A 5322-nucleotide genomic window follows, 5' to 3' on the forward strand; every position below is an offset into this window, starting at 1 on the left:
AGGTACTCAGGTACTCAGGTACTCAGGTACTCAGGTACTCAGAAAAGCAGAGCAGAGCCATGCTCGACCACCACGAGTTTTGCATAGCAACCTCGATCTATTCCCTCTCCCCTTGGGAGAGGGTCAGGGTGAGGGGAAACCACTCTACATCGCTAGCAAGCGCCAGAAAGCAACAAGGGCTGCAGAGTGTGAACTCTGCAGCCCTTGTGTCATGGATGCGGTTTAACGGGTGCTGGCTGCCTCAGGGGCGACCTCTCACGACTTCACGATGCTTTCATCTCACCATGAAGTTTCAAACTGCCTTTATCGTAAAAAACTGATCACTTATATGCCAAAAACAACAGGGGCAGCGAAGTCTCACTCCCCTGCCCCTGTAGTAAGCAATAAACGGCGGATTAAGGCTTAGCTCGCCCAGGTAATGATATGGTCGGCCCAGTCGCCGGCATGTACCTCATGGATCACCTTGCCGCGCACCGACTGACCGGCCTGATGCATGGCGCTGCGGCTGCCGGTGATAAGGGGATGCCACTCTGGCAGGCTCTGCCCCTCCGCCAGCAGGCGGTAGGCACAGGTAGAGGGCAGCCAATTGAACTCGGCAATCTTGTCGTGAGTGATCTGCAGGCAGTCCGGCTCTTTTTTAAAGCGGTTGCCGTAGTCGGAGCACTGGCAAGTCTTGGTATTGAGCAGATTGCAGGCCACGTTGGTGAACACCAGCTCCTCGGTGTCCTCGTCGATCAGCTTGTTCAGGCAGCACTTGCCGCAGCCGTCGCACAGGGACTCCCACTCGGCCGTGGTCATCTGTTGCAGGCTTTTTACCTGCCAAAAGGGGGCGGTCTGCACGGGTTCACTCTGCTGCATAAAAGTTAGCTCACTCAATACACTGACAAGCGCGTGGTTATACGCCCTATGGCCCGATTTTTCAAGGTGAAAAGAAATACCAGAGAAGCTGAAAGGTCGGGGGGATGAATAAATGTTGGGCTTCTCAACGCTCAGCGCCAACCCATCGAGCGAAGCCCAACATAGTAGATTGTTATTACTTGGATTTACTATTAACTTGAACGACCAGAGCCATTACAACATCCACAAGTAGAACCAGATGGTAAAGCAGAAATGGTGGTACTCATCGATTCGAACCCGATACTCTCTGCTACCAACTTAGGCGTTTCTTTAACAATGGTTACTGTATAAAACACATCCTTACCATCTTTTATTTTGAATGTTTTCTCATAAGAAACACTTCCTGATTTTGAAAATTCCTGAACAGCTAATTTTATATATTTATCATTCATGATTTCACTCCACTTTATGTTTTCTTAATTCTATCACTTGATAATCGTTCAGACTCTAGAGACATGTAAAATTGAGAAGCGGCTTTGTTTTCTTTTAGCAACTGTTTTCCATTTAATTTTAAACCTGGTAAAATTAAACACCGTTCTATTGATTCATAATGTTCCATGAATTGCTCTTTGAAAGTACGACGAATAATCAGCTCATCAATCATTCCACCTTCGCAGCACAATGCAACTAACTCTAAAGTATTTACAACTTTAATCACATCAGACGTAATGGGTTTAGTATCATCAATTTTACTGAGCGTCGACATATACTCCCATAGAGGCAATAGTAATTGTCTCTGCGATAAAAGCTTTTGATTTCTATGGACCTTATAGGCAACAACAATCCCCATCATTGTAGCCAAACCTGATAGCAGAGCACCAACAGCAGCAATAGCCTCCAGCGACATTATTCCCCCTTATATTTAAAGTACCTTTAAAGCCAAATTAAGATGGTTCAGCATAAACCAACTTCCACCCCGCTGTTTATTACTTCTGCCGAAGCAGAACCCCAAGAACGACCAACTTGTTTATTTAAGCCGCCAGATTAGACAAAACATACACGTTAATAAAGCACCCAGCGAACTACAGCAGTTTTCCCGGTGTATTAGATTTACTTCTGACCTAGGAGAGCTAAAGTAAACATCACGAGTAAGTGAGTCTAAGGAAATTTAAAATATCTCGATAATTATGGTGTCGCCCCCCATTAAAGACTTAATACACATAAACATAGATTGCACTTACCACTGTAAGATACGAATAAGTGTTTTTTATTTTGCATCAGGACCTGAATGGAGTCAATGCGTATATGAACGAAGTTATTTAGAAACAGTATAATAAATTTTCAGCCATAAAAAATGCCGCCCTAGGGCGGCATTTTGCTATCTGAGCTAACAGGCTAACTTACCAGCCGGTCACTTCACGCAGGGCCTTGCCGATATCGGCGAGCGACCGCACGGTTTTCACGCCGGCATCTTCCAGGGCGGCAAATTTCTCGGCCGCGGTGCCTTTACCACCGGCAATGATGGCGCCCGCATGACCCATGCGCTTGCCAGCCGGAGCGGTGACGCCCGCGATGTAGGAGACCACCGGCTTGGTGACGTGGGCCTTGATGTAGGCCGCCGCGTCTTCCTCGGCGTTGCCGCCGATCTCGCCGATCATCACGATGGCTTCGGTCTGCGGGTCGTTCTGGAACATCTCCAGAATGTCGATGAAGTTGGAGCCCGGGATGGGGTCGCCACCGATACCGACGCAGGTGGACTGGCCGAAGCCCTCGTCCGTGGTCTGCTTGACCGCTTCGTAGGTCAGGGTGCCGGAGCGGGAGACGATGCCCACCTTGCCCGGCTTGTGAATGTGGCCGGGCATGATGCCGATCTTGCACTCACCCGGGGTAATGACGCCCGGGCAGTTGGGCCCTATCATGCGCACGCCGGTTTCCTGCAGCTTCACCTTGACGTCCAGCATGTCCAGGGTCGGGATGCCTTCGGTGATGGTGACGATGAGCTTGATGCCGGCATCGATGGCTTCCAGGATGGCGTCCTTGCAGAACGGGGCCGGCACATAGATGACGGAGGCGGTGGCGCCGGTGGCTTCCACGGCGTCACGGACGGTGTTGAACACCGGCAGACCCAGGTGGGTGGTGCCGCCCTTGCCCGGGGAGACGCCGCCGACCATCTGGGTACCGTAGGCAATGGCCTGTTCGGAGTGGAAGGTACCCTGACCGCCGGTAAAGCCCTGGCAGATCACCTTGGTGTCTTTGTTGATCAGAACGCTCATTATTTGGCCTCCGCTGCTTTTACCACTTGCTGAGCTGCGTCAGTCAGACTCGTTGCGGCGATGATATTGAGGCCGCTGTCGGCCAGTTTACGGGCACCCAGTTCGGCATTGTTGCCTTCCAGACGCACCACCACGGGCACTTTCACCCCCACTTCCTTCACGGCACCGATGATGCCTTCCGCGATCATGTCGCAGCGCACGATGCCACCGAAGATGTTGACCAGCACGGCTTGTACCTTGCTGTCGGACAGGATGATCTTGAAGGCCTCGGTCACGCGCTCCTTGGTGGCGCCGCCGCCGACGTCCAGGAAGTTGGCAGGGGAACCGCCGTGCAGGTTGACGATGTCCATGGTACCCATGGCCAGACCGGCGCCGTTGACCATGCAGCCGATGTTGCCATCCAGCGCCACGTAGTTCAGCTCCCACTGGGCGGCGTGCGCTTCACGGGGGTCATCCTGGGACGGGTCGTGCATCTCGCGCAGCTTGGGCTGGCGATACAGGGCGTTGGCGTCGATGTTGATCTTGCCGTCGAGGCAGTGCAGGTTGCCCTTGTCGGTGATGACCAGGGGGTTGATCTCCAGCAGGGCAAAGTCGCAGTCCAGGAACATCTGGCCCAGGCCCATGAAGATCTTGGTGAACTGCTTGATCTGATCGCCGACCAGACCCAGCTTGAAGGCCAGCTCGCGCGCCTGGTAAGGCTGCGGACCCACCAGGGGATCGATGGCGGCCTTGTGAATGAGTTCCGGGGTCTCGTGGGCGACCTTCTCGATCTCCACGCCACCTTCGGTGGAAGCCATGAAGACCACGCGGCGAGAGCCACGGTCGACCACGGCGCCCAGGTACAGTTCCTTGGCGATGTCGGTGCAGGACTCCACCAGGATCTTGGTAACCGGCTGACCATTGGCGTCAGTCTGATAGGTCACCAGATTCTTGCCGAGCCAGTTCTGGGCAAAGGCGCGGATCTCGTCCTTGCTCTTGGCCAGCTTGACGCCGCCCGCCTTGCCGCGGCCACCGGCGTGGACCTGGCATTTGACGACCCAGGTGTTGCCGCCAATCTTGTCGGCCGCTTCGGCCGCTTCCTGTGGGGTGGCACAGGCATAACCTTCGGAGACCGGCAGGCCATACTCGGCAAACAGCTGTTTTGCCTGATATTCATGCAGATTCATAGATGCTCTATCCGTGTTGTAGGTATTTCCGTCCGGGGCTCGTGTTTCTCAATCCCCTGTGAATGGGGGCCTGGGCGGCCCCTCGTTATCTTTCAGTCACGCTTGCTCAGACATCCAGCAGCAGACGGGTCGGGTCTTCCAGGAGCTCCTTGATGGAGACTAGGAAGCCCACGGACTCGCGGCCGTCGATGATGCGGTGATCGTAGGAGAGCGCCAGGTACATCATCGGCAGGATCTCGACCTTGCCGTCGACGGCCATGGGGCGGTCCTGGATCTTGTGCATGCCCAGAATGGCGCTCTGGGGCGGGTTGATGATGGGGGTGGACATCAGGGAGCCGAACACGCCACCGTTGGTGATGGTGAAGTTGCCGCCGGTCAGTTCATCCACGGTCAGCTTGCCGTCACGGCCCTTGCCGGCCAGGTCTTTGATGGCCTTCTCGATATCGGCCAGGCTCATGTTGTCGCAGTCACGCAGCACCGGGGTCACCAGACCACGGGGGGTGGAGACGGCGATGCTGACGTCGAAGTAGTTGTGGTAGACGATATCGTCACCGTCCAGCGCCGCGTTCACTTCCGGGTAGCGCTTGAGGGATTCGACCACGGCCTTCACATAGAAGGACATGAAGCCGAGCTTGATGCCGTGCTTCTTCTCGAAGATCTCGCCGTACTGCTTGCGCAGCTTCATGATGGGCGCCATGTTGATCTCGTTGAAAGTGGTCAGCATGGCGGTGGTGTTCTTGGCCTCCAGCAGACGCTCGGCGATGCGCTTGCGCAGACGGGTCATGGGCACGCGCTTCTCGGTGCGACCGGCCAGCGGAGCGACCGGGGCGGCAGCCACGGGAGCGGCAGCAGTCGGCGCAGCCACCGGAGCCTTGCCCAGATTCTTGATGAAGGCTTCCACGTCTTCCTTGGTGACACGACCACCCTTGCCGGTGCCGGTCAGCTTGGCGACGTCGATGTCGTGCTCGGCCACCATGCGGCGCACGGAAGGGCTCAGGCCATCGGCAGCGTCATCGGCCACGGCTTCCACCGGCTTCTCGCTGGTC

The 5322-nt window shown here is 55.2% G+C and carries 6 protein-coding genes; all 6 read right to left on the bottom strand.

What is annotated here, in order from left to right; translation table 11 throughout:
• Positions 1–402 precede the first annotated feature (402 nt).
• Positions 403–858: a YcgN family cysteine cluster protein gene (locus AACR77_RS04105; RefSeq protein WP_042879920.1), complete on the bottom strand. Its 456-nt coding sequence runs from the start codon at positions 856–858 to the stop codon at positions 403–405.
• A gap of 191 nt (positions 859–1049) precedes the next feature.
• Positions 1050–1289: a hypothetical protein gene (locus AACR77_RS04110; RefSeq protein WP_139739392.1), complete on the bottom strand. Its 240-nt coding sequence runs from the start codon at positions 1287–1289 to the stop codon at positions 1050–1052.
• Between the two features lie 14 nt (positions 1290–1303).
• The gene (locus AACR77_RS04115) at positions 1304–1744 is read right to left on the bottom strand and encodes a DUF4760 domain-containing protein (RefSeq protein ID WP_139739393.1); all 441 of its coding nucleotides are present in this window, start codon (positions 1742–1744) and stop codon (positions 1304–1306) included.
• A 493-nt stretch (positions 1745–2237) separates the two neighbouring features.
• Positions 2238–3110 carry a succinate--CoA ligase subunit alpha gene (sucD, locus tag AACR77_RS04120; RefSeq protein ID WP_005300222.1) on the bottom strand — a complete coding sequence of 291 codons (873 nt, stop codon included), beginning with the start codon at positions 3108–3110 and terminating at the stop codon, positions 2238–2240.
• Positions 3110–4276 (bottom strand): ADP-forming succinate--CoA ligase subunit beta, encoded by a 1167-nt coding sequence (sucC, locus tag AACR77_RS04125; protein WP_005300220.1) that lies wholly within the window; start codon positions 4274–4276, stop codon positions 3110–3112. Before sucC ends, sucD begins: the two co-directional genes overlap by 1 nt.
• A gap of 106 nt (positions 4277–4382) precedes the next feature.
• Positions 4383–5322, bottom strand: a 940-nt coding sequence (odhB, locus tag AACR77_RS04130) for a 2-oxoglutarate dehydrogenase complex dihydrolipoyllysine-residue succinyltransferase (protein ID WP_042879923.1), incomplete at its 5' end; no start/stop codon positions are given.

The sequence above is a fragment of the Aeromonas sp. ZOR0002 genome, from assembly GCF_963866995.1.
Classification (GTDB): Bacteria; Pseudomonadota; Gammaproteobacteria; order Enterobacterales; family Aeromonadaceae; genus Aeromonas; species Aeromonas caviae.

Bases quoted from the DNA above. Each gene is read 5' to 3' on its own strand.
- AACR77_RS04105 (WP_042879920.1), bottom strand. From the start codon at position 858: ATGCAGCAGAGTGAACCCGTGCAGACCGCCCCCTTTTGGCAGGTAAAA.
- AACR77_RS04110 (WP_139739392.1), bottom strand. From the start codon at position 1,289: ATGAATGATAAATATATAAAATTAGCTGTTCAGGAATTTTCAAAATCA.
- AACR77_RS04115 (WP_139739393.1), bottom strand. From the start codon at position 1,744: ATGTCGCTGGAGGCTATTGCTGCTGTTGGTGCTCTGCTATCAGGTTTG.
- sucD (WP_005300222.1), bottom strand. From the start codon at position 3,110: ATGAGCGTTCTGATCAACAAAGACACCAAGGTGATCTGCCAGGGCTTT.
- sucC (WP_005300220.1), bottom strand. From the start codon at position 4,276: ATGAATCTGCATGAATATCAGGCAAAACAGCTGTTTGCCGAGTATGGC.